Source organism: Flavobacterium microcysteis (genome assembly GCF_006385255.1).
Classification (GTDB): domain Bacteria; phylum Bacteroidota; class Bacteroidia; order Flavobacteriales; family Flavobacteriaceae; genus Flavobacterium; species Flavobacterium microcysteis.
Genome location: NZ_VFJE01000051.1, coordinates 241701 through 265726, shown reverse-complemented (window position 1 = coordinate 265726; position 24026 = coordinate 241701). Strand labels below are relative to the sequence as shown.

20 protein-coding genes are annotated in these 24026 nt (G+C 36.2%); 11 read left to right on the top strand and 9 right to left on the bottom strand.

The window, feature by feature from the left end; genetic code table 11:
- Positions 1 to 49 precede the first annotated feature (49 nt).
- From FJA49_RS05300 to FJA49_RS05285, 4 genes are read right to left on the bottom strand one after another with little or no spacing between them, the layout of a single operon-like run.
- Positions 50 to 706, bottom strand: a complete 657-nt coding sequence (locus FJA49_RS05300) for a response regulator transcription factor (RefSeq protein ID WP_139999601.1) — start codon at positions 704 to 706, stop codon at positions 50 to 52.
- On the bottom strand, positions 693 to 1484 hold the full coding sequence (locus FJA49_RS05295; RefSeq protein WP_139999599.1) for a sensor histidine kinase: 792 nt from the start codon (positions 1482 to 1484) through the stop codon (positions 693 to 695). Before FJA49_RS05295 ends, FJA49_RS05300 begins: the two co-directional genes overlap by 14 nt.
- On the bottom strand, positions 1457 to 2071 hold the full coding sequence (locus FJA49_RS05290) for a hypothetical protein (RefSeq protein WP_233590072.1): 615 nt from the start codon (positions 2069 to 2071) through the stop codon (positions 1457 to 1459). The genes FJA49_RS05295 and FJA49_RS05290 overlap by 28 nt, the downstream gene beginning before the upstream one ends.
- A gap of 32 nt (positions 2072 to 2103) precedes the next feature.
- Complete coding sequence (locus FJA49_RS05285) at positions 2104 to 2493, bottom strand: hypothetical protein (RefSeq protein ID WP_139999696.1); 390 nt, start codon at positions 2491 to 2493, stop codon at positions 2104 to 2106.
- A gap of 430 nt (positions 2494 to 2923) precedes the next feature.
- Between FJA49_RS05285 and FJA49_RS05280 the strand changes: the two genes are divergently transcribed.
- The 8 genes from FJA49_RS05280 to FJA49_RS05245 all read left to right on the top strand — a co-directional run bounded on the left by FJA49_RS05280 (position 2924) and on the right by FJA49_RS05245 (position 12722).
- Positions 2924 to 4933: a hypothetical protein gene (locus FJA49_RS05280; RefSeq protein ID WP_139999594.1), complete on the top strand. Its 2010-nt coding sequence runs from the start codon at positions 2924 to 2926 to the stop codon at positions 4931 to 4933.
- Between the two features lie 83 nt (positions 4934 to 5016).
- Positions 5017 to 7164: a hypothetical protein gene (locus FJA49_RS05275; protein WP_139999592.1), complete on the top strand. Its 2148-nt coding sequence runs from the start codon at positions 5017 to 5019 to the stop codon at positions 7162 to 7164.
- Positions 7161 to 7985, top strand: coding sequence for an N-acetylmuramidase domain-containing protein (locus FJA49_RS05270; protein ID WP_139999590.1), 825 nt, complete (start codon positions 7161 to 7163; stop codon positions 7983 to 7985). The genes FJA49_RS05275 and FJA49_RS05270 overlap by 4 nt, the downstream gene beginning before the upstream one ends.
- Positions 7986 to 8010: 25 nt before the next feature.
- Complete coding sequence (locus tag FJA49_RS05265; RefSeq protein WP_139999589.1) at positions 8011 to 8385, top strand: hypothetical protein; 375 nt, start codon at positions 8011 to 8013, stop codon at positions 8383 to 8385.
- A 94-nt stretch (positions 8386 to 8479) separates the two neighbouring features.
- Complete coding sequence (ypfJ, locus tag FJA49_RS05260; protein ID WP_139999587.1) at positions 8480 to 9340, top strand: KPN_02809 family neutral zinc metallopeptidase; 861 nt, start codon at positions 8480 to 8482, stop codon at positions 9338 to 9340.
- A gap of 63 nt (positions 9341 to 9403) precedes the next feature.
- Entirely contained in the window at positions 9404 to 11824 is a 2421-nt protein-coding gene (locus FJA49_RS05255; RefSeq protein ID WP_139999585.1) for a glycosyl hydrolase family 28 protein, read from the top strand.
- Positions 11825 to 11922: 98 nt separating this feature from the next.
- Entirely contained in the window at positions 11923 to 12123 is a 201-nt protein-coding gene (locus FJA49_RS05250; RefSeq protein ID WP_139999583.1) for a hypothetical protein, read from the top strand.
- 59 nt (positions 12124 to 12182) lie between these two features.
- Positions 12183 to 12722, top strand: coding sequence for a GNAT family N-acetyltransferase (locus FJA49_RS05245; protein WP_199758354.1), 540 nt, complete (start codon positions 12183 to 12185; stop codon positions 12720 to 12722).
- Positions 12723 to 12729: 7 nt separating this feature from the next.
- On the opposite strand, the gene FJA49_RS05240 is transcribed toward FJA49_RS05245, so the two are convergent.
- Positions 12730 to 14265 carry a YifB family Mg chelatase-like AAA ATPase gene (locus FJA49_RS05240; protein WP_139999581.1) on the bottom strand — a complete coding sequence of 512 codons (1536 nt, stop codon included), beginning with the start codon at positions 14263 to 14265 and terminating at the stop codon, positions 12730 to 12732.
- A gap of 198 nt (positions 14266 to 14463) precedes the next feature.
- Between FJA49_RS05240 and FJA49_RS05235 the strand changes: the two genes are divergently transcribed.
- The 3 genes from FJA49_RS05235 (at position 14464) to FJA49_RS05225 (ending at position 17387) form a co-directional block, all read left to right on the top strand.
- Entirely contained in the window at positions 14464 to 15666 is a 1203-nt protein-coding gene (locus FJA49_RS05235) for a GAF domain-containing sensor histidine kinase (protein WP_139999579.1), read from the top strand.
- 67 nt (positions 15667 to 15733) lie between these two features.
- Positions 15734 to 17089: a CoA-disulfide reductase gene (locus FJA49_RS05230; protein ID WP_139999577.1), complete on the top strand. Its 1356-nt coding sequence runs from the start codon at positions 15734 to 15736 to the stop codon at positions 17087 to 17089.
- A 76-nt stretch (positions 17090 to 17165) separates the two neighbouring features.
- A complete protein-coding gene (locus FJA49_RS05225; protein ID WP_139999575.1) occupies positions 17166 to 17387 on the top strand; it encodes a hypothetical protein in 222 nt (73 codons plus the stop codon).
- A gap of 20 nt (positions 17388 to 17407) precedes the next feature.
- Here FJA49_RS05225 and FJA49_RS05220 read toward each other — a convergent pair whose 3' ends face one another.
- From FJA49_RS05220 to lpdA, 4 genes are all read right to left on the bottom strand, one after another.
- Complete coding sequence (locus tag FJA49_RS05220) at positions 17408 to 19381, bottom strand: protein-disulfide reductase DsbD family protein (protein ID WP_139999573.1); 1974 nt, start codon at positions 19379 to 19381, stop codon at positions 17408 to 17410.
- Positions 19378 to 20682 carry a tRNA lysidine(34) synthetase TilS gene (gene tilS / locus FJA49_RS05215; RefSeq protein WP_139999571.1) on the bottom strand — a complete coding sequence of 435 codons (1305 nt, stop codon included), beginning with the start codon at positions 20680 to 20682 and terminating at the stop codon, positions 19378 to 19380. Before tilS ends, FJA49_RS05220 begins: the two co-directional genes overlap by 4 nt.
- A 39-nt stretch (positions 20683 to 20721) precedes the next feature.
- Entirely contained in the window at positions 20722 to 22023 is a 1302-nt protein-coding gene (locus FJA49_RS05210) for an anthranilate synthase component I family protein (RefSeq protein ID WP_139999569.1), read from the bottom strand.
- 125 nt (positions 22024 to 22148) lie between these two features.
- Positions 22149 to 23555 carry a dihydrolipoyl dehydrogenase gene (lpdA, locus tag FJA49_RS05205; protein WP_139999567.1) on the bottom strand — a complete coding sequence of 469 codons (1407 nt, stop codon included), beginning with the start codon at positions 23553 to 23555 and terminating at the stop codon, positions 22149 to 22151.
- Positions 23556 to 24026 lie beyond the last annotated feature (471 nt).

Sequence of the window (24026 nt, the reverse complement as noted above, 5' to 3'; positions counted from 1 at the left end):
CGATATAAAAACAAAAAAGCTCCATCAGTTGATGGAGCTTTTTTGTTTTTTATACACAAACGATTTTGTTCTTAATAGCATACAAAACCAGTCCTATCCTGGTTTTAATTTCCAGCTTGGCAAATATGCTTTCCCTGTAACCGTCAATCGTTTTGGGACTCAGGCACATTTCATCAGCTATTTCTTTATATGTTTTTTCACTGCAGGCTCTTTTGATAAAATCCAGCTCTTTTTCCTTAAACTCCAGCTTTTTGTCTTCATTATCGATTCGGTTGACCAAAATACCGGAAACCATTTCAGTAAAAAAATATCCTTTTTCTATTACGGTTTTCAAAGCATCATAAAAAATCTGCGGAGTTGTGTCTTTTAGCAGATAGCCCTTAGCCCCGTTCTTAATCATCTGAATGATGATATCTTCTTCGTTGTTTACAGAAAGTGCTATTACTTTATAATCCGGCCTGTTTTCTTTCAGCCAGACCATCGTTGACAGTCCGTCCAAAATAGGCATATTAACATCTAAAAGTATCAGATCTACCTCTATGTCAAGATTTTCTTCTTCCTGAAGAAACTGTATGAATTCCTTGCCGTTTCCAAAATTATGCGTGACTTCAAAATCGCTGAAACTATTGATCAGAAATTTCAAAGATTGTGAAAACAGCAAATGGTCATCTACGATGATAACCTTATTCTTTCTATTCGTTTTCATGATTAATTCTTTTAGGATAGGTAAATACTACCACAGTTCCTGAACTATCAGATGTTATAGAAACAGTAGCCCCTATAAGCTTTGCCCTGACATGTATATTATTCAATCCTGAACCGCTGTTTTTCTTCTTTGAATTAAAGCCGATACCGTGGTCAATCAGCTTGATTTTAATGTTGTCATGGTCCAGGCAGTCAATCTGAAAATCAATAATCTCGCTATGGGAATGCTTTAAGATATTGAGAATCGCTTCCTGAAAAATTCGATATATAATGAGCTCGTGCTCGACATTTATTTCAGGAAAATCACCGTTTATGCTAAAGTAGCAATCTATTCTTTTTAGTTTTTGAATACGTTCGAGATCCAATTGTATGGCTTCTAAAAAACTAGATTCCAACAAATTGTCCCTGTTTATAATTCTTGACAAGGTTCTGATTTCATCTAATGATTTGCCCAATATGTCTTTTAGATCATTAAGTTCATCTTTAGTCATGGCTTTCTGATTCTGTATGTACATATTGACCTGCATTATTGCTACAGACAAAATCTGGCCTATATTATCATGAAGTTCCCTACTGATTTCTGTCAGTGTCTGGTCCTTCATCTCTATTCTTGATTTTACCAATTCCGACTGGAAATGAAGGTCAGCCTCCATTTTTTCTATCAAAAAATTGGTTTTCTTTTTGTGGAAATAGAAAAATAGCACCAAGATTAACACCAATAAGGTAAAGAAGACAATACTTAAGGAAATAACTAGTAATTGTATTTCTTTTCGCTCCATATAAATCCAATTATAAAACAACCATACATCAAGACATTGAGAATGAACAGCACAAGGCTGTAAACACTTTCATTACTTTCTATCAGGAACCATTTGATTGCCAGCATAAAAGGCAAATAAGGCACGTGAAGAAGCAATACGCCTAAGATAAACCAAAAAAAAACCGATTTGCCGAAATTCAATATTTTTTTTGAATTAAATATTTCCACAAGATATAGGCAGGACATTATCAGGACAAACAGCACGCCCAACGAAAAGCTATAAGTAAATGTCTCGGAAATATTTTTTTGGATGAAAATAAAATTAGCGAAGTAAAAAAGTATAAAGGCAGTTAGGAAAATATCAGCTAATCTTCTATGGTTGCGATCAACTAACAGGTATTTTAAAAGAATCAAATAATAAGAAAGGCTAACAAGCATATAAAAATTATATACGCCATAATTAATCCATCCGGTCCATTTGGTAAGATTGCTGCCAACAAACTCCGTCAAGACAGAAAAAAAGATCATACCTAACAAAGACTTAGCCTTATTACCGGGAAGCTTGTTGTAAAAAAACAATCCTACGATTCCCGCTAATAAAGCCAAGTAAATGCAATAAAATCTTAAGTCCTCTAACATTATTTTTTGAAAGGATATGTCATTTTAGGAGGATTACCCATTGATCCGTAATTCATAACAGAAAGATCGGTTATATCATAATGAGGCTCTTCCTGTAAATTAGTCGAAACATTCAGCATTCCTGATTTCTGCATATCGGTTTTAGTTCCTGTTGGTGATAAAAATATTGTTGTCATCCCTGCTTTTTCAGCATATTTCGGATCATCAGGATATCTACCCAAATACAACCTGATTCCATCCACCGCATATCCTTTATTAATTCCTTCTGTCTTGATATAATTGATATATCTTTCTAATTCTTCAACGGAATACCATACAGCATTCGCATCTTCTTTTATACTATCCTCAGCTTTTGAACGTAATGCTTTTGAATTGTAGATCTTATGCATCTCTGACGCCGTCTCATTAGAAATCAATTGTGTTGGCTTCTCATAAATTCGATCTTCGCTACACGATTGAAAGAAAAAAGTTAAACAAAATAATCCAGCTAAAAAAATAGTTTTTGAGCTTTTCATGTTTTTCAAGTTTAAGTTGTTAATAATCGCCAAAACTATCTCAATTAGGATAATATAGCAAGGGGAATTTTCCCCTTTTTCATTAAGTCTATCTTCCCTCTTCCATTAAGCCTATCTTCCTCTTCTTGCCGGGAAAATGGTCACACTAAAACTACAGGAAATAATCTAAAAAAATTCAGGCAATATGCTCTTTTACAACGAATTGCTAAACAAGAATTTTACATCGTCGATTTTTAGCTAAAAAGACGAGGTGTAATCTGAAAAACCTTTAAAGAGTAAGAACCTAATAATTAAATTAAAAAAAATGTCACAAGTAACCCCTCTTGGCTACCCACATGCTGGAGCCGGAACCGTAGAAATCCTTTTAGAGAAAGAAGATGGAGCAGATTTCGCAGTCCTTTTTTCTCCAGATCCAAACAACATGCTTTTAAGAGATAACGGATTGCCAATGCAGTTCTATTATTATCCTAAGTATCCAAGACTATCCAAACATCCTGACGGACGATTCAAATTTTCTATGCAGGTATTCAAATCGGAAGCTGATGGTACCACTGTAATTGGTGCCGAAGGACTTGAAGAAGAAGCCGGAGCCTATACAACGCTTACCAGTACAATCGACCTACCGGAAGCACTGCTTAAAAAAGCAATCGACAAATTAAAAATTAAACTGGATGCTGAATACAAAAGTCAGAGAACTTCAAAACTATTCGGTTTATTCTCTTTCCTTAGAGGTGTCGATAAAGACTTTAATGCTACGAATGTAAGACCTATTCAGCTGACAGAAAACACTATTGCTATGCACGTGGTTGGCGAAAAGTCTCAAAACAACCCTTTTGGAGGCTCAAATCCGTGGTCTTTTAATATTCAAGGAGAAGGAAACGGAACTACTTTTGGATTAGGCGATAATGCTCTTTCTATCTTAATGGGGAGAAATAGTGCCTCATTAGTTAGAAGTGCCTTAGAAAACGGCACAAACAACCTGGTTGTTGAAAACAATATAAAGTACAAAGCTTATATGCCAACAACAGAAATTAAAGTTACTGTAAATGCTAAAAAGGTACACACCTATTTCTCTTCAAAATTCAGTGCCGGAATTAGCTGGTTCCGTGTAAACTGGGAAAATGAATATGAAAAAATTGTAACCGAAGGCGGTATCACAACCGAAATCATTACAGACAATCAGTTCTCTGATGCCGAAAGAAAAAAGGTTGAAGAACAGTTGATGACTAAAGCCAGAGACTTTGCATTTGAATTATTGAGAAAGCAAATTTTGGATCCAACCGACAAAAACTTTGGTACGGAAACTTCAGAATCAGAAAAGCTTCTTAACATCTGGAATCAAGGTGCCAGCATGGGATTCAGCCTAAAATCAGGACAACAGATAAGAGAAGTGAATTTCACAGACAGTATCCGATTCTCGTCTATTGAAGTGTTAAGCTCCAAAATCAGCGGTAACCTTACGCCTCTAACCCTAAAATCAGGTACAGAAGCCAAGAACGAATTAAAGAATTACATTTCAGAAATCCAGTTGGATGAAGATTTCTCAAAAGTTCAGGTAATCGCTTCTTTAAACGGAGGATTAATCAAATTAGACAAAGACAGCGATATTGTCAATGACAGCCCTGTAAGCCAGGTTTCTATCGAAATTGGCTATCCGGATTCTAAAGGAAAAATCATCTGGAAAAGCTCAGGAAGAATGATTGCTCCTGAAGGTACTCCATATGTAAGAACCACTAGCAGAGCGGGTAAAGAAATCGATGCCATCTTCCCTGCCACATGGAACGACAAATCCAAAGAAAAAAATGCTTTCGTTTTTGACTTCGTAAAGAATAACGGAGCAAGCAAAGTTAAGGTTAGACAGAATATCATGTATGAAAAGGACAAACGTGTCAAGCTGAAAGATACTGTCAACGAATATGAATTTGAAGGTACTAAAATCTTCATTCCACTATTGGTTCAGAACATGATCAATTATAACCTGTCTACCGAAGAATTGTTTGAGTCTGACACTATGGAAGTAACATTCAAGGCAGACAAAATGGCGACTAAAAAGTTCAAATTCACGGCAGACAATTATGAGGAAATGCTTCCATATAAGGCCTGGTATGAATTAGATTATAACATCAAGCCTACAGAATACAAGGTGAAATATACCTGTAAGGGCAAAATTGGTAAAAAATCTAAAAAAGTCAGCATTTCGACAGATTACCAAAAAATAGATTACCTGGAAGGCGATATCTTATTTGAAATTCCATCTGGAACAGATGTGCAAAATGCAGACATCGAAAAAATAAGAGCTCCATTCATGGAATAATCTTCTTTTAGACAGATACAAAAGGGACGAATGTCCCTTTTGTCTACTAAAGACACGAAACAAGATCCTCAAAATTAGAAATCATGCCCGATTTAAATACATTTAAACTCGAAGGAACAAAACTGGTTCCTACTAACCGATTCAATCTGGAACCTGCAAAGCCAAGTAACTCGTTTGCTACTGTTGTCAAACCCAAGGAAACTTTTACTGTGATTGAACATCCAATCATCCATTCCATTGCTATCGACAGACCTTTCCTTGATATTTTTCAACTCAACAAATATTTTCCGTTAATTGATGGAGATACCGCAATTGACGAAAATGCTTCCTTTAAAGCCTATAGTGATAATACTATCACTCTGTTCTTTCCAGAAATCGAAATAGCGCCCAACAACGATACGCTCTTTTACTATGAAAATGTATTGGATAAATCCGGGAAAAACAGCGGACTCCTGGGAAGAGTAACGCTAAAATATACCATCAAAAACAAGCAGTTAAAAGCCGATGAAAAGAACATTGTTTTAAGCTTAAAAGAGGCTATTTTAAACCTAAAGGTAAAGGATGATAGCGTTAAGATTAACGGTATCGTAATGCCTGAAAAAAATGAAATCCAGTTTGATCTAAAAGATGAAGCGGTCAAAATTGCATTCCTAAACCTGATAACCAAAATTGAAAATCTAAAAAGCAATATAGACTTGTTTTTTGAATTCAAGGGCTATTCAAAGTTCAGGAAGAATTTTTTAGTAGCCCGAAATATCGGTTCATTAAAAAACCTGAAATTCTTCGGAAACGAAACAAGAACAGAAAGTATCAGGCCCACAAAAGCTTCTATCTTAAGTAATCCGCTCATTATCAAGTCGGATTCACCAAAAAGTATGGTTTCAAGACGGTCTATATTGGAAATTCAAAAAGAAAACCATCTCGATACTAATGTGCAGACAGAACTGGTAAAAAGCACTTTTCTTTTACGTGTCAATAAATCCCTAAACTATCCCTTATCTTCTGATCCTGCTACCAGCCTTTATAAAACCATTGGTGGCGGTTTTATCAACAATCCATTCAATCTTAACGAAGATTTTTCCCAATTCAAGCAGATTTTTATTCCGGGCATCCATTTCAGCAAACTTTCCGTTTATAAATCAACATTACAACCCAATACTTTCTTGCTTATTTCAAAAACATACGGGCTTTCAAGAGATTTGGATACGATGAAACCTTGCATTTCAACCATTTTTCATGCTTATGAAGATGGAACAAGTACTCAGGAAGAGATTTCCAAAATCAGCTTTCAGTTTGCTTTAGGGCCTAACCTATCTGAATTTGATTTGGCCAAACTGAAAATTGAGTTGCTCCAAAACAATTATATCGACGGCGATAAAACCGATTATTTTGAAAAAGTCCAATTTCTTTTCCCAAATGACATTGGGTCCGATTATGAAATCAGCGGTAATTACTTCCTGCAAGAGTCTGATATTTCTACAGATGGCAAGCATTTCCTGTTCAACCTGTCTACAGAAAATCTGTCGGAAGCCAGCATACTAATTAATGCACTCAACAACACTATTTCCCAATTTGCCAACATCAATTTCAGGCATAAAGAAATTAAAGACACGAGCATTATTGAGTTGAATCTCGAAAAAACGATTGGAGAAATGATTGAATCGGTAATTGACAATACCTCCAAAACAATCAAAATCAGCAATAAATCGATTTCCAAATGCAGGCTCAATTCCATATTATTCGTCAATAATGAGAATGCTTCTTATTTCAACAGTACCTATTTCAACAAATTTCCCGACTTAATTAGCAGTGAGAGTAAAGTTTTAGATAGTGTCGCTTTAAATCCTAATAACAAGTCATCTGTAGTTAAAAATATATTCTTTGATTTTGAAAGTATAGAAGATATCAGTTCCGAGTTTAGCCAGATTGTTTCCCAGTCCACTAGCTATAGCCGTTATATTCAGATTGAAATCAAAAAGCAAAAACAAACAACCGCTAAAATTACTCTTGAGTTGGTTGTGGAAGAAACCGGAAACCGATTTACGATTGAAAAACTAAAAGCGGAATTTTCTACTCCCATATTATTCAATTTCATTGTAAAGAACAGCATTACAAGCAATACGCTTTTATCGTATAAAGTGAACTACTTTGACAAGAACGACAATCTTGTCAAGACGCAAAACCATGTCTTTGATTACTCCACCTCATCTAAAATAACCATCAACCAATGAAAACAATACGATTAGGAACAAAATCTGCGGAAGTTAATTACCTGAACGAGCTACTGCAAAAATTAGGTTACCCAGTTCTGGTTTCCAATTATTTTAGTCCCGAGACAGATACCGCCGTGAGGGATTTCCAATCCAACCATTCCTTGGTTGTCGATGGAGTCGTTGGAATAAAAACCTGGTCCAAACTCTTAGAAATTGCTGATGTTGGATATGCTTCAAATTACAAGCTGCTTTCGGAACAAGATCTTATTGATTTTGCCAACTTCCACAATTTGGAACTTGCCATTGTCAAAGCAGTCAATGAAGTAGAAAGCGGCGGAAAAGGCTTTCTTGTTGATGGGCGTCCGAAGATTTTATTTGAAGGCCATGTCTTTTGGAGAGAACTGGAAAAGAGAAGTGTTAATTGTAGTAATTATATAAGTAATGACACTCAAAATATATTATATCAAAACTATACAAAAAAATATTATGTAGGTGGAAAAGGCGAATACAACCGTTTGGAAAAAGCCGCTGATATAAATCCGGATGCTCTTTTTAGAGAAGCTGCCTATTCATCCGCTTCCTGGGGATTGTATCAAATCATGGGATTCAACGCTCCATCATTAGGATACGCAAGCATCGATGAATTTGTAGAAAAAATGTATCGAAACGAAGGCGAACACTTAAAAGCTTTTGGACTGTTTCTGGAACAGAACAATCTTATCCGGATCTTAAAGAACAAAAATTGGGCAGAATTTGCCCTTCGATACAATGGCAAAGGCTATAAGGCCAACAGATATGATGAAAAGCTTATGAAGGCTTATGCTAAATATTCCGCTTAAAATTAAAACAACAAAACCGTATACTATGAACCCATCAGTAAACCAAATGAAAGCTGTTTTATCCAATAGGGTCTTACGTCTGGAAAAAGCAAACAGCGATAGAGATTATTCCGGCGGTGGCTGGTATGAAGAAACAAAATATGCTCTTTTTTTATATCCGGACTTTAGCGTACTCTACATTCTGGAATCCTTTAGCAGCGTATCCGGTGGAGGACTCTATCTTCCAAATAAGAATGTCCAAGAATATAAAGGCACGTGGAATGTCTGTGAAGAAAACCAAAAAATATGCCTTCACCTGACGTTTGAAGATAATTCCTCTCAAAAAATAGAGACTGAAAATTTAGGTTATGGCATTCAGAAATTAGGAGATCAAGTCTGGAATCGGTATCTGATTAGTTGAATTAGTAACAAATAAAAAAGATTTATTAGGTCATACTCATAAATATTTATTTTTTATGCAAAAAAGTATTTAATTTGTATAAAAACCGAAAATCATGAAATGGCAAGGCAGACGTCAAAGTGACAATATGGAAGACCGTAGAGGTCTGGGTTCAACAGGCAAAGTAGTTGCCGGAGGTGGATTGATTGGTATTATTATCTTATTAATAAATATGTTTGGTGGGGAAAGTGCTCAAAATCTTGCCCCAATTTTAGAACAAATGCAACAAGGACAATCTGCTCCTACTGAGTCCAGAGAACTCACTGCGAAAGAAAAACAAGAAGGAGAATTCGTAAATGCACTACTTGTAGATAATGAAGACGTCTGGACAGAAATATTTAAAGAAAATGGTATGACCTATAAGGCTCCAAAACTGGTTTTGTTTAGCGGACAGGTAAATACTGCCTGCGGTGGTGCCAGCTCCGCTTCAGGCCCTTTCTATTGTCCGGGTGACCAGAAAGTGTATATGGACATGAGCTTCTTTGATGAATTAAAATCAAAATTTGGAGCCAAAGGTGGCGATTTTGCAGTGGCCTATGTAGTAGCTCATGAAATTGGCCATCACGTACAGACATTGTTAGGAACTTCAGCCAAAATGAGACAGATGCAGCAAGGACTGAGTGAAGCCGAAGCCAATAAGCTTTCCGTAGCCTTAGAACTGCAGGCTGATTTTTATGCCGGTGTTTGGACACATTATAACGAACAAATGAAACAGATCCTGGAACCTGGTGATATCGAAGAAGCCTTAAGCGCTGCAAATGCCGTTGGTGACGATGCTATTCAAAAGAAAATGCAAGGACAGGTGGTTCCCGATTCATTTACGCATGGAACATCAGAACAGCGAATGTATTGGTTTAATAAAGGATTTAAAACCGGAGATATAAAGCAAGGCGATACTTTTGCTGAGATACGATAAAAAGGAAAGGATTCAGTTGAATCCTTTTTTAATAACTATAAACACCAAAATCTATTAACAAACATGAAAAAAACTATCTATTTAGCATTGCTAATGTGCTTTATGACACTAAATGTGTTTTCACAATTAATTACTTATGCGGATCCTCCAAGTACGTTAATACAAGACGACCCTCCAAGAAACGCTCCCTTAACGGGTTTAACTGGAATAACACCTGCAAATTATAACGTAGGTAGAAATACCCAGTATTCTGTCAGAGTAAAAGAAGCTAATTCATCTACCTGGAAAGATTTATTTGTATACACTACTTTTGTTAATTATGGCACTGCAGCTTTGAGTAAATACAGAGAGTCTTCATTTGTTAATTTTGATTTTAATGGCTCTGTAACAGTTGAAATTACTTATAATTATGCAAGTGCCATAAACAGTTCTTCTTTATTAATAAGACCTTTATCTAAAAATATCACCCCAATCGTTAATGCCAATAAAATTACTTTCACCCTAAATGAACCAGGGAAATTTTCGATTGAACCATTTAATAGATATGATAACTTACATCTTTTTGCTAATAAAATTTCAAATTATGTTGCTCCCACCGGACCTAACGTGTATACCTATGGACCGGGAGTACATCAATATCCGTTAAGCTTGAATAGTCAACCTAAAAAAATCCACATAATGTCCGGCGCAGTTTTAATTGTTAGTCCAGCTTCCGAAGATTATTCAAATTATAAATCCAGAATAAAACTACTGACCAATGACGAAGTATATATTGAAGGTGGTGGTATCTTAAAAGGTGGACTGATAGGTGAAGATGTAAGCAATGTTAAAATATATGGCAGAGGCATCATCGATTTGACCAATCACAGAAAACAATACGATCAAGTTTTCAGCAATTATGATTATATCAGGCCTATAACCTTTTTCAGATCTAATACTATAAAGATTGACGGTGTCACACTCAATGATTCACAAGATGTAAATATGTTTTTAGGAGACAACACCAATGTGGAAATAAATAACGTAAAGGCATTTACAAGAGCAAGATGGGGTGACGGTATTCATATGAAAGGATGTATCGATGTCAAAATTGATGATTGCTTTCTAAGAACATCTGACGATTGTATTTCCATATACGCTTCTCGATATACTCCGCCAAGTTGGGGAGAAACTTATCTAAACAGACCTGCATTAGATATAAGTGTAAAAAATACCATTTTATACGCTGATAATGCACATCCAATAGAAATAGGCTGGCATGGCAATGAAGAAAGAAATGGTATTGAAGGCCTCGACATTTACAATCTATTTTTTAATAATATTGATATTTTAGAACATGACGAACTTTGGGTTGATCCGGATGGAACTGTTCGTGAAGATGCCGGAGATTTCCTAGGAGCGATTTCGATTAACTGCTCTGATGGAAATAAGTGTAATAATTTTCTATTTAAAGACATTCGGGTTGAAGATTTTTCTAATGGCCGATTATTATCCGTAAATGTTGAAAGCGGAGGTGTTGGTGCAGCAATGACTGATGGTAAAACAGTTGAGAATATCCGTTTTGAAAATTTAAGTTATAACGGAAGTGGCGAAAAACATTCATCAATAAAAGGAATTAGCTGCGAACGATTTGTTAATGGTGTGCATTTTGAAAATTTTAAAGTTAACGGTGTATTGATAGAGAAACTATCCGATTATAATGTGAATGGAGTCAATATGATTGATACCAATAATTATGCTTATAACATCACTTTTCAAGAAGCCAATAACTATTCCATGAATTTAGCTTCTGGCCTATACACCATCAGCAATTTGGATAATAACCAATACCTTCAAAAGAATTCAAGTCTTCCTTATGTCAACTCAACAACTGTTGTAGGTAGTTCTTATTCAAACAATCAAGTTTGGAAAGTAACCAACTTAGGAACAGGTCATTACAAAATACAAAATTACGACACCAATAAATACCTTCACAATTCACTTGACCTACAAGCAGTCAATTGCCAGGGAAGATATATACTAGCATCGGATTCACTTAATATGACTGCCCAGGAATGGAAAATAGTTGGAAACAATACAACAGGTTACAAAATAAACAATGTCTATACAAGGGGTTATTTGCATCGTTCCGACGAAACCAATAGCTATTTAGTAGCATTGCCTAAAATTGATAATGAACCACGTCAAAAATGGAAATTTTCTCCATATACTCCATTTATTCCTTTTGGTAGCAAGCTTAAAGCTACGAATCCTAAAAACATTAATGTCTATCCAAACCCTTTGGTTGATTATATAAACATTAATAATCTTACAGTTAAGAATGCTACATTTAAACTTATAGACATTCAAGGAAGAACAATTAGCACTAAGCAAATAGACAGCGAAAGTTCTCAAATCTATGTTGGTGATTTAGCAAATGGCCTCTATTTAGTAACGATTGAAGATAACGGTCAAATCATATATTCAAATAAATTTATAAAATAAAGCATAAAACTTAGGCAGGGTTTATATCTTGCCTAAGTTTACTAATAAAGTCTTATATTTGAAAAACAAGCCCTATAACACAATTAAAAATAAAAGCCATGAAAACAATTTTAATTTGGAGCATCATTCAATTCATATTTCTGACGGGCACAACGATGCTTTTCATAAATGGACATCAGGATTTAGCCGGTAATTTTTACGATATTTTTACAGCACAGTTCATAATTTTTGCTGGACATGTTTTACACTTCCTATTAAAAAAAGAAAAAACACGTCTGACAGATACAGATAAGAAATAGAAAGAAAAAGATCCATTTTGGGTCTTTTTTTATAGTTCTACATATCTTACATTTGAAAAATGGGCATGGAACTTACCTATAGAGAATTAAAACAAGCTGAATTGATCTTGATCAAAAAAATTGATCGTTCAGAAATAATCCATGAAATCTACGAATACACAAACGGCGAGCTTGTTCTTAAGCCTGAACATTGTGTAGTGACTGCTTTTGAACCGAAAGAACTGGAATATATCATCAAATCGCAAAATCGTATCCTTGCAGAAGGTGGAAAAGTCATTGGAGCTTTTGATGGCGACACTATTACAGGCGTAGCTTCTGTTGAGAACAAAATAAGGGGAATCCATTCAGAATATTGCAAAATGGATATATTGTATGTCAGCGCTAATTACAGAGGAAAAAGAATTGGCCATAAACTACTAGAAGAATGTAAAAAAATTGCGTTGGGTTTTGGAGCAAAAAAACTCTACATTTCTGCCACACCTACCAAAGCAACCGTTGACTTTTACAGGAATGAAGGTGCTGTTATTGCCAAAGAAATTGATTCAGATTTGTTTAAGCTTGAACCTCTTGATATTCATCTGGAATTAGATTTGACTTAATTTGGCATTATCCCAACCAGCCTTCCCTATCCAAACTCCTATATTGAATGGCTTCTGCTATATGATGTGAGCCTATCTCTGTAGCATTTTCCAAATCGGCTATTGTACGAGCTACTTTTAATATCCGATCATAAGCTCTAGCCGAAAGATTCAGTCTTTCCATAGCGGATTTTAATAATTGCTTTGAATTTTCATCTAAGGTGCAAAACTCACGTATCAGGCGTGTAGACATTTGTGCGTTATAATTTACCTTTTCGTAGTCTGTAAACCGAAGTACCTGGATTTCCCTTGCCTTAATGACACGTTCCCGGATACTGGCACTGCTTTCTGCTTTTCTTTCTTCTGACAGCTTATCAAAAGGAACTGGTGTTACTTCAATATGAATATCAATCCTGTCCAGCAACGGACCTGAAATTTTGTTCAGATAACGACTCGTCTCATGAGGTGATGATGAAATGGAAGATTCAGAATTATTAAAAAACCCACTCGGACTTGGATTCATACTGGCTACCAGCATAAATGATGATGGATAAGTCACTGTAAATTTAGCTCTCGAAATAGTAACTTCTCTATCTTCCAAAGGCTGACGCATTACTTCCAATACCTCTCGCTTAAATTCAGGCAGTTCATCCAAAAACAAGACGCCATTATGAGCCATTGAAATTTCTCCAGGCTGTGGATAACTACCGCCACCAACCAAGGCCACGTTAGATATGGTGTGGTGTGGACTCCGAAACGGCCTCTGGTTCATCAGTCCTGCTTCTTTTACTTTTCCGGCAACACTGTGGATTTTTGTAGTTTCGAGCGCTTCACGCAACGTCATAGGTGGTAATATACTAGGCAAACGTTTCGCCAACATTGTCTTTCCGGCACCAGGTGGCCCTATCAATATAATATTATGTCCTCCGGCTGCAGCAATTTCCATACAGCGTTTGATGGACTCCTGCCCTTTTACATCACTAAAATCAGATTCGGGAAAGTCTAACGTTTTATAAAACTCTTCTCTGGTATCAAAAACAGCGGGCTGAATAGTTCCTTTGCCTTCAAAAAAGTCAATGACTTCCTGTACATTATCTACTCCATACACTTCCAAATCCGAAACAATTGCAGCTTCCTTTAGGTTTTGTTTAGGAAGAAAAAAGCCTTTAAAACCTTCTTCTTTTGCCTTGATTGCAATGGGTAAAGCACCACGTATGGGTTGCAGACTTCCATCCAAAGAAAGTTCTCCCATGATAATATAACGATCGACTTCATCAGACTGCAACTGACCGGAAGCGACAAGAATACCAATAGCCAAAGTAAGATCATAGGCAGAACCCTCTTTCCTGAGATCGGCCGGAGCCATGTTGATGGTGATTTTTTTTCCCGGCAGTTGGTAGCCGTTGTTTTTTAATGCCGCAGCAATACGATAGCTGCTTTCTTTTATGGCATTATCCGGCAGTCCTACCAAGTGGTAGCCTATGCCTTTATCTATATTGACTTCAATGGTGATTGTTGTGGCTTCAACACCAAAAACGGCGCTTCCATAAACTTTTACTAACATGGCGTATATAAATTGATTACGCTAAAATACTAAATTTCTTATTCAGAAATCGGAAAAAGTTTGAGTATAAATCTGTTAAACTCAATAATAAATGTCGAACCAAATTAGAAATAGAATATTTTTATGTTTTTTATTAAAAACTAAAACCATTAACCCATTTTTTTCGTATAAGTAAAACAAACCTATTATTCGCTTCCAATGATTTCTCCTCAAATACCACACAATGAAAAGGAGCGTCTTGATGCCTTGTTGGCCTATAAAATATTAGACAGCGCTCCCGAAAAAGATTTCGACGACATCGTTAAGCTTGCTTCAGAAATCTGCCATACTCCTATTTCAACAATTACGCTAGTTGATAAAGACCGTCAATGGTTCAAATCGAAAATCGGCCTTGAATTTTCTGAAGGAGCCCGAGATACTTCTTTTTGTGCCCATACGCTCAATAAGCCACGTGAAATGATGATTGTTTCTGATTCGCTGGAAGATGACCGTTTTTATGATAATCCGAATGTTATTGGTTATCCAAATGTTCGTTGCTATGTAGGCGTTCCTTTGGTAGATCCTAACGGTTATGCACTAGGTTCGTTATGCGTTATTGATAACCAACCCAGAAATTTGGATAATTTCCAACTGTTGGCCCTTGAAAAATTAGCCAATCAGGTTATCAATCTGCTGGAATTAAGAAAGAAGAATTTCCAATTGATGGAAAATCATAACGTGCTGCTTTCCAAATACAAAGATTTAGAACAGTTCGCTTCCATCGTTTCACATGATATTAAGTCTCCTTTGAATAATATCATGATGCTGACCAGACTGCTTCAGGAAAGCAACCATGACCAGCTTGACAGCGACGGAATGCAAATGCTAAGCTATATTTACAAATCCTCTGAAGAACTAAAAAAACTGGTTGATGCTATTCTGGAATATTATAAATATGATAATGAACAGGTTATTGCCAACGAAAGCATACGTTTAAATGACTTCATGCAATATCTTATTGACATATTAGATACTAAAAATGAATTCCAGTTTGTCCTTCCGGAAAAGAATCATAAGATTCGCTCCAACAAAATGGCGCTGGGGCAAATTTTTTACAATCTGATCAGCAACAGTATAAAATACAACGATAAGCCGAAAGGCATCATCTGTATTGATTTTTCCGAAACCGAAGACTACAATATCATTTCTATCAAAGACAATGGCTGCGGAATCGATAAGACGAACCATCATAAAATCTTCAATATTTTTGAGACTTTAGGAAAAATAGACCGATTTGAAACAAAAGGAACCGGAATCGGGCTCTCAACCGTGCAAAAGATGGTACAAAAATTAAACGGAAAAATAGAAATCGAATCTGAATTGAGCATAGGAACTCAATTCAAAGTATTCCTCAAAAAGTAAATCTCTTCCTATCTTTTCTATATCAGCCAAAATGTTTATATTTAAACATCTTGGCTGATTTTATTTTATGAAAAAACAGAAACTTATAATAATTGGTGGCGATGCTGCCGGAATGAGCGCTGCTTCCAAAGTGCGGCGGGAAGACACAGAAATTGAAATTATCGTATTTGAAAAATCAGAATATACTTCCTATTCTGCTTGCGGTATTCCGTATTTTATTTCGGGAAAAGTAAGTACCTCCGAAGAACTGATTATTCGGACTCCAGAACAATTTAAAAAAAAGTATAACATCGATGCCCGCATCCTGCATGAAGTAGTTGAAGTAGATACGGACCAAAATAGAGTTTTGGTAAAAAACAGTCTTGAAAAAACGCAATTCTGGGAAAGCTACGACAAACTGCTGATTGCTACCGGAGGAAAAGCTTACTGCCCTGATGTAGAAAATAGAGCGGCCGACGGCATTTTTGGAGTTTCCACATTAAGAAGCGGAATAAAAATCAATGAGTTTATAGAAAACTCCAAGCCAAAAAACGCAGTGATTGTAGGTGGTGGCTATATCGGATTGGAAATGGCGGAAGCCCTTCTTATTAAAGGATTGAAAGTTTCTTTAATCAATCGTTCTGAAGAAATCATGAATACCCTTGATTCGGATATGGGAAAAACCATTCGTGAAGCTATGGAAAAACTTGGCGTAACGATGTATCTCAAAGAAGAACTCAAACATTTTGAAGTAAAAAACAATACGGTTTCTGCTGTTGTGACCGATAAGCAGAAAATAAAAGCCGATATCGTCATTTTAGGAATGGGAACGAGTCCAAATACCGCTTTTCTTAAAAATTCAAAAATTGCACTGTCTGAAAAAGGTGCCGTTAAAGTTTCCAGGACACAAAGAACCAATATCCGGAACGTATGGTCTGCCGGCGATTGTGCCGAAACATTCCATCTGGTGAGTAAAAAGTCGTTTTATGTATCCTTAGGGACCGTTGCAAACAAAACCGGAGTAGTTGCCGGAAAAAACATTCTGGGCCAAAAAACTACCTTTCCCGGAGTTGTAGGCACTGGCGTCTGTAAAATCTGTTCTTATGAAGTGGCCCGAACCGGATTGCTGGAAAAAGAAGCAAAATCATTAGGGATAGACTATATTACAGCAACCATAGAATCTAAAACAAGGGCACATTATTATCCGGATGCCAAAGATATTTGTGTAAAGCTCATAGCAGAAAGAAAAACAGGAAAACTACTTGGTGGACAGATTATCGGCGAAGAAGGCGCAGCAAAGAGAATTGATGTGTTGGCTGTAGCTTTAACCAACAAACTCACGTTACAGAATATTATTGATTTGGACTTATCGTATGCCCCACCGTTCTCACCAGTTTGGGACCCGGTACAGATTGCCGCCAGGAAACTAATTGGAAATCAGTAATAAAAATATTTTTTTGTAGGTTTTTATTTAATAAAAAATTATATTTGAGAATGTATAACTCTTAAATGTAATTTTTATGTTAGAAAAAGTTTTAAATTTAAATGGTGTTACTGAGTTAAAAAAATCAGAACAAAAAACTATCAGCGGTGGTACTGATAAAGTATGGACTGTTACCTGCAAAAATGGTAACCAATACTGTCCAAACCCAACTATTCCATGGACACAGCAAGCTATTGTTGATATCTGCAAAAATGATGGCGGTTTCAAAAGACAAACGCGAGAACTATCTGCATCTTAAAAGAAAGGGTGATCTAACGATCACCCTTTTTTATGCTTTGAAATTCCTGATTTCAACCACGCTTCATATTCTTCTTTATCAGGTGTATATCCGACACCTTCATTTAAATCATTTCCTTCAGAATCAAGAATAATATAATACGGTTGCGCATTTGCCTTATATCTTGTGATTTGGAAATCACTCCATTTATTTCCTTTGGTTTTGATTTTTCTACCTGTTTCTTTAGAAACATATTTTTCAGCTTCTTTTAGCTCTTGCTTTTCATCAACATATAAAGAAATCAATACAACATCATTTTTGAGAATAGATTGTATTTTATTGTCAGACCATACAAAATCTTCCATCTTACGACAGTTCTCACAGCCAAATCCTGTAAAATCAAGCAAGATTGGCTTATTTACTTTTTTAGCATAAGCAACACCCTGTTCATAATCTGTAAAGGCTACAATATCATGAACCGCTAATTTTGCTCCTTCCGGGAGTTCTTCACCCGAAGCAGTTCCTCCTCCTTTGGAGTTTCCAACCCCATACGGAGATTCACTATACGTTATAGATGGCGGAAAACCGCTGATGATTTTTAATGGTGCACCCCAAAGTCCCGGGATAAGGTAAATTGTAAACGTTAGTGCAAAAAGACCTAACAAAAATCTTCCAACAGAAATATGAGTCAGCGGACTGTCATGCGGCAGTGTAATCTTTCCAAATAAATAAAATGCCCAGGCACCGAATACGGCAATCCATATAGCCAAGAAAACTTCTCTCTCCAGTAAATGAGTTTGCATAACCAAATCTGCTTTTGAAAGAAATTTAAAAGCAAATGCCAATTCTAAAAATCCTAAGGAAACTTTAACCGTATTAAGCCATCCTCCAGATTTAGGAAGTGAATTCATCCAACCTGGGAATAAGGCAAAAAGCATAAACGGAAGTGCCAAAGCTAAAGAGAAACCTACCATACCTACAATTGGCGCAATTCCGCCTTTAGAAGCAGCTTCTACTAAAAGTGACCCTACAATAGGTCCGGTACATGAAAATGAAACAATAGCCAAAGCTAATGCCATAAAAAAGATTCCTATAAAACCTCCCCTGTCTGCTTGTCTGTCTACTTTATTAGCCCATGAATTAGGCAAAACAATTTCGAAAGCACCCAAAAAGGAACATGCGAAAAACACTAACAGAACGAAGAAGATGATATTAAACCATACGTTAGTAGAAAGTGCATTCAGAGCATCAGCTCCAAAAATAGCCGTAACCAATGAACCCAATATTACATAAATCAAAATAATAGAAACACCATATAAGATCGCATTTCTGATTCCTTGTGATTTTGTCTTACTTTGTTTTGTAAAGAAACTTACCGTCATCGGAATCATCGGGAACACGCAAGGCGTTAGCAAGGCAGCAAAACCAGAGAAAAAAGCAATTAGAAAAATAGACAGAAGTCCTTTTTCAGTCTCTTTTGCCGGCTTTTGTGTTGTTACGGTCTCTTCTTTTTTTTTCACGTCATTAACGACTGGTTCAGAAAAGGTTTTGACTTCTTGAGCACTTAGGCTTTTCAAGTCAAACTCAAAGTATTTATTTTGCTGAATACAGACTTTTTTACATACCTGATATGATAGTTCAATCTGGACAAGGTTGTTGTCTTTATTAGTAATCTTAATCTTCTGCTTTAGTTGTACGGTATTTTCGAAAAATATTTCGTCTATTTTAAAAATATCATTGAATTCAGTACGTGTCTTGCTTTCTTCGGCTTTACCTACTGCTTCAAAATTGCCCTCAGCATTGTTCATCAGCACCTCCAGCGGGTTAACACCACCTTCTGGCGTAAATTGAGAATACATGTGCCACTCCGGTTCAATGACACCGTCAAAAGTCATTAGGTATTCTGTATCGGATAGTTTTTCAATTTTGGAGGTCCATTTTACAGGATCTAAAATCTGCGCATGAGAAGAAACAAAGGCGAAGAAAAAGAACAACAGAAGGCTTATTTTTTTCATTTTAGGGTCTCTATTTTTAATATTTGTTGAGTTGTATTTGTTGCATAAAATCTTTGGTCTGAACGTTTTCCGATAATCCAGACAATCTTATGGTCAGATATCAGTAGCCATGTATTTTCTTTTTCAGGTAAAGACATTTTTTCGTCTTTAAAATACTTGCTTACTTTCTTCTTCCCATCAATCCCAGCAGGGCAAAAATAATCACCTTCCTGCCATTTTCTGATATGCAATGGAAACTTTAACGTTTCTTTATCTACATAAATTGAATTGGAATCTAAAGGCTTTATTATTTGGTCTGCAGTCGAAATTTTCAGGTGTATTGGCGACTTAATTTCATCACCAATTATTTCATAAACGGCAGTATCTTTTTCTAGAATCGGTTCCAGGATAAGATGTTCTCTATCTTTCAACAATCTATAATTTTCAGATAAGATTATTTTGCCCGATTGGGCTTCTATCAATTCATAAATATCATTCCATGCTTTGAATCCGAAAGGCTTGAGCCATTCATACAAATACGCCTGATAATTAGGCAGTCTTTTCAATTCTGAAATAGCAAAATGCTTTTGCTTGTCTTTTTCGGAAACGACTTGCTTATACACCAAAACCGAAGCATCATCGGCTAATGATTTTGACTGCTGTAAACTATTTAGTGTATCTTGAAAGGAATCTAAAAAAGAAGGATTTAGGTTTTTCAGGATCGGGACAATATCATGTCGCAATTTATTCCTAAGATATTTGTCGGACGAATTGCTACTGTCTTCCCTCCATTCGATTTTATTTTCGGAAGCGAAATTTTTGATTTCTTCCCGGCTAAAATTCAAAAGCGGACGCACAATTTTATCATTCTGAACAGGAATACCCGTTAAGCCATCAAGACCCGTACCTCGTGTCAGATTAATCAAAAATGTCTCCAGATTGTCATCCAGATGGTGTGCCGTGAGTATATAATCGAGCTTGTTTTCTTCAAGCAATTGATAAAACCAAATGTATCGGAGTTGTCGTGCCGCTACTTGAATTGAAAGTTTATTATCAGAAGCAAAACTTTCTGTATTAAAACGAGTTACAAATAATTGAAACTTGTTTTCTAAAGCAAAATCTCTGATGAATTTTTCATCTCCATCGCTTTCATTTCCACGGAGCTGAAAATTGCAATGTGCTAGTGCAACAGTACAACCCGATTCTTTTAGTAAATGTGCCAGAACCATACTATCAAGACCGCCACTAAGTGCAAGCAGCAGTTTTTTTTCTTTTAAGAAAGGAAGGTTTTCAGCTAAATGTTTTTGAAATTCTAAAAGCATCCCCAAAGATATAAAAAGGAAAAATGAATACCTAGCGCATCAGGATTCCAATACTTCACGCATGGCTTTAGCCTTTAACAGACATTCTTCATATTCTTTTTCAGGAACGGACAGTGAAGTTATGGCACTGCCTACAGAAAAAGAAACATATCCATTTTGCTGGTTGTATAGTATGCTTCGGATGACTACATTAAAATCGAAATCATTTTCCGGCGTAAAATAGCCCACAGCACCACTATAAAGACCGCGTTTGGTTTCTTCCAGGTCTTCAATAATTTTCATTGCAGATATTTTGGGAGCTCCTGTCATGCTTCCCATAGGGAATGTGGTCTTGATAATTTCTACTGCAGATTTTTCTTTTTCTACTGTTGAAACAACCGTTGAAATCAGATGATGTACTTGTTTAAACGTATAAGCTCCGCACAATTCCTCAACAATAACAGAAGCTTTTGCAGCGGTTCGTGATAAATCGTTTCGCACCAGATCAACAATCATTATGTTTTCCGAACGTTCTTTTTCATTGGACAACAATTCCTGCTTTATTTCTTCATCTATTTGAGAATCAGCATGTCTTTTTGCCGTTCCTTTAATTGGCTGCGAAATAATCTTATCATTTTCTTTTCGCAGGTATCTTTCTGGTGAAGCCGATAAAAGATACTGCTTGTTATTTTTAAAAAATACAGCAAATGGCGGTTCCGAAATATCATTTAAGCTTTTATAGGTCGCAATAGGGTCGATTATTGCGTTTTCAGCAAAAAATTCCATGCAAAAATTGGCCTCATAAATATCGCCTCTATGAATATGAGACAGCATATCTGAAACCTTCTCTATATATCTTCCCTCAGAAATGCGCTGCTGGATTTTTAATTTCTCTCCTGTCTTATCTGGATTATGGTTTTCAGAAACCACCTGTTTTCTGATGTCTTCCAAATCTTCCTCTATTTCATCATCACACATATTGAGATAACAAATTTCAAGCTGATTGCCTTTCAAAAGAAAAAGCTTTTTGGGCTGGAAGAAAAAGAGATCCGGAAAATGCAATCCGTCAAAATTGGCAGACTCCAAAACTTCCGTGTCATTTTTCAAATCATAGGACAAATAGCCAAAAAGCCAGTCTTTTGTCGTTTGCTGGTATTGTTTTAGGTCTTCAAAAGCATTGTGCTCGTCCGTTTGTATTGATGTAAAAGCATCGACAGCAAGTACTGCATCAAAAGAAGTGTAACTTTGACTATAATCATTACTGTCTAAAAACAGTGCTTCACGGAATTGTCCGGACCAGCCTAAAAGCTGTTGTTTGAATTCTTTTGGGTTTTGGACCTCTACTATGACGGATGTTCTCAAGTATGCTTATGTTTAGGGCAAAATTACAATTTAGTTGGGAAAAATAATTGCTATTTAAAAGCATTATCAAACATAAAAAAGCCCGTCTCTTTATGAAACGGGCTTTTTTTATAGTATTCAAGCTATTACATGTGGATAGACCTGTTGTCAGTCGCTGCAAGAGCTGCTTCTTTTACAGCTTCTGCATAGGTTGGGTGAGCATGGCTCATTCTTGAAATATCTTCGGCAGAAGCTTTAAACTCCATTGCTGTAACTGCTTCCGCAATCAAATCAGCTGTTCTGGCTCCAATCATGTGGATTCCTAAAACCTCATCTGTCTTAGCATCAGCAAGGATTTTTACAAAACCATCTGTATCACCACTTGCACGAGAACGTCCTAATGCTTTGAATGGGAAACTACCTGCTTTGTACTCTACTCCTGCTTCTTTCAATTGCTCTTCTGTTTTTCCAACAGCAGCAACTTCTGGCCATGTATATACAACTCCAGGAATCAGGTTGTAATCGATATGTGGTTTTTGTCCCGCAAGAGTCTCAGCAACAAATACGCCTTCTTCTTCAGCTTTATGAGCTAACATAGCTCCTTTGATTACATCTCCAATTGCATAAATATTTGAAACGGAAGTCTGTAAATGGTCATTTACTTCAATCTGTCCTCTTTCTGTAATTTTCACGCCTGCTTTTTCAGCATTTAATCCGTCAGTATACGGACGACGACCTACAGATACTAAAGAGTAATCACCATCAAGTGTAATCGTTTCTCCTTTTGCATTTTCTGCCTGTACCTGAACACCTTCTCCATTTCTTTCAACTGATTTTACTTTGTGCGAAGTATAGAATTTCATTCCCTGCTTTTTCAAGACTTTTGTCAATTCTTTTGACAAACCTGCATCCATACCAGGAATGATTCGGTCTAAATATTCAACTACAGAAACCTGAGCTCCTAAACGTAGGTATACCTGACCTAATTCCAAACCAATAACTCCACCACCAATAACAATCAGGTGCTTTGGAACTTCTTTCAAGTTTAAAGCTTCTGTTGATGTGATGATTTTTTCTTTGTCAATTTTGATGAATGGCAAACTAGATGGCTTTGATCCGGTTGCAATAATCGTATATTTTGCTTCAAGAGTTTCAGATGAACCGTCAGCTTTGGCTACATTGATATGTGTCGCATCTTCAAAAGAACCAACTCCCTGGAAAACAGTAATTTTGTTTTTATCCATCAGATATTTGATTCCTGAAACGTTCTGGTCTACTACATTGCCTTTACGGGCAACCATCTGCTCGATACTGAATTTTACTTCTCCAGTAATTTCGATTCCGTGTTCTTTAAAATGAGAAACGGCATCATAATAATGGTGCGAAGAATCAAGCAATGCTTTTGACGGAATACATCCAACGTTCAAGCAAGTACCTCCCAAAGTGCTGTATTTTTCAATGATTGCGGTGTTAAAACCTAATTGTGCAGCACGGATTGCAGCAACATATCCACCAGGCCCTGAACCTATAACGACTACGTCAAATGAACTCATGATATATATTTTTTTGTGTTTTTAAAAATTTGTGACACAAAATTAAGGAAGTTTTTTTGTTCTAGGAAGCGCTTCGCCGTTTAAAAGTTTCCTTGTTGTTTTTGCAGGTCTTTAAATACCTTACAGCTTGTCTCACTAAACTTATCGGGCAATAAAAAAACTGCCCGAGATTTCTCCCGAGCAGCTCTTTTAATTTTTTCAGCTATTATATTGCCGATTGTCCACAGGTATATACTTGCGGGCATCCAATATAATAAACGCAATATTTAGGACCTGTCACAGCACCACTACACGAGCAGCCGCATAAAGACAAATCTATAGACATATCTACCGACTCTTGCCCTCTAATTGCTTTTAAGTTTTCTTTTGAGAGTACTTGTACTCCAGCGATGTTTAAAATGTTTGTTTTCATAACAATAATGTGGTTAAGTTAATAATCTCAAATATAAGCATTTACGATTTTTTATTTTT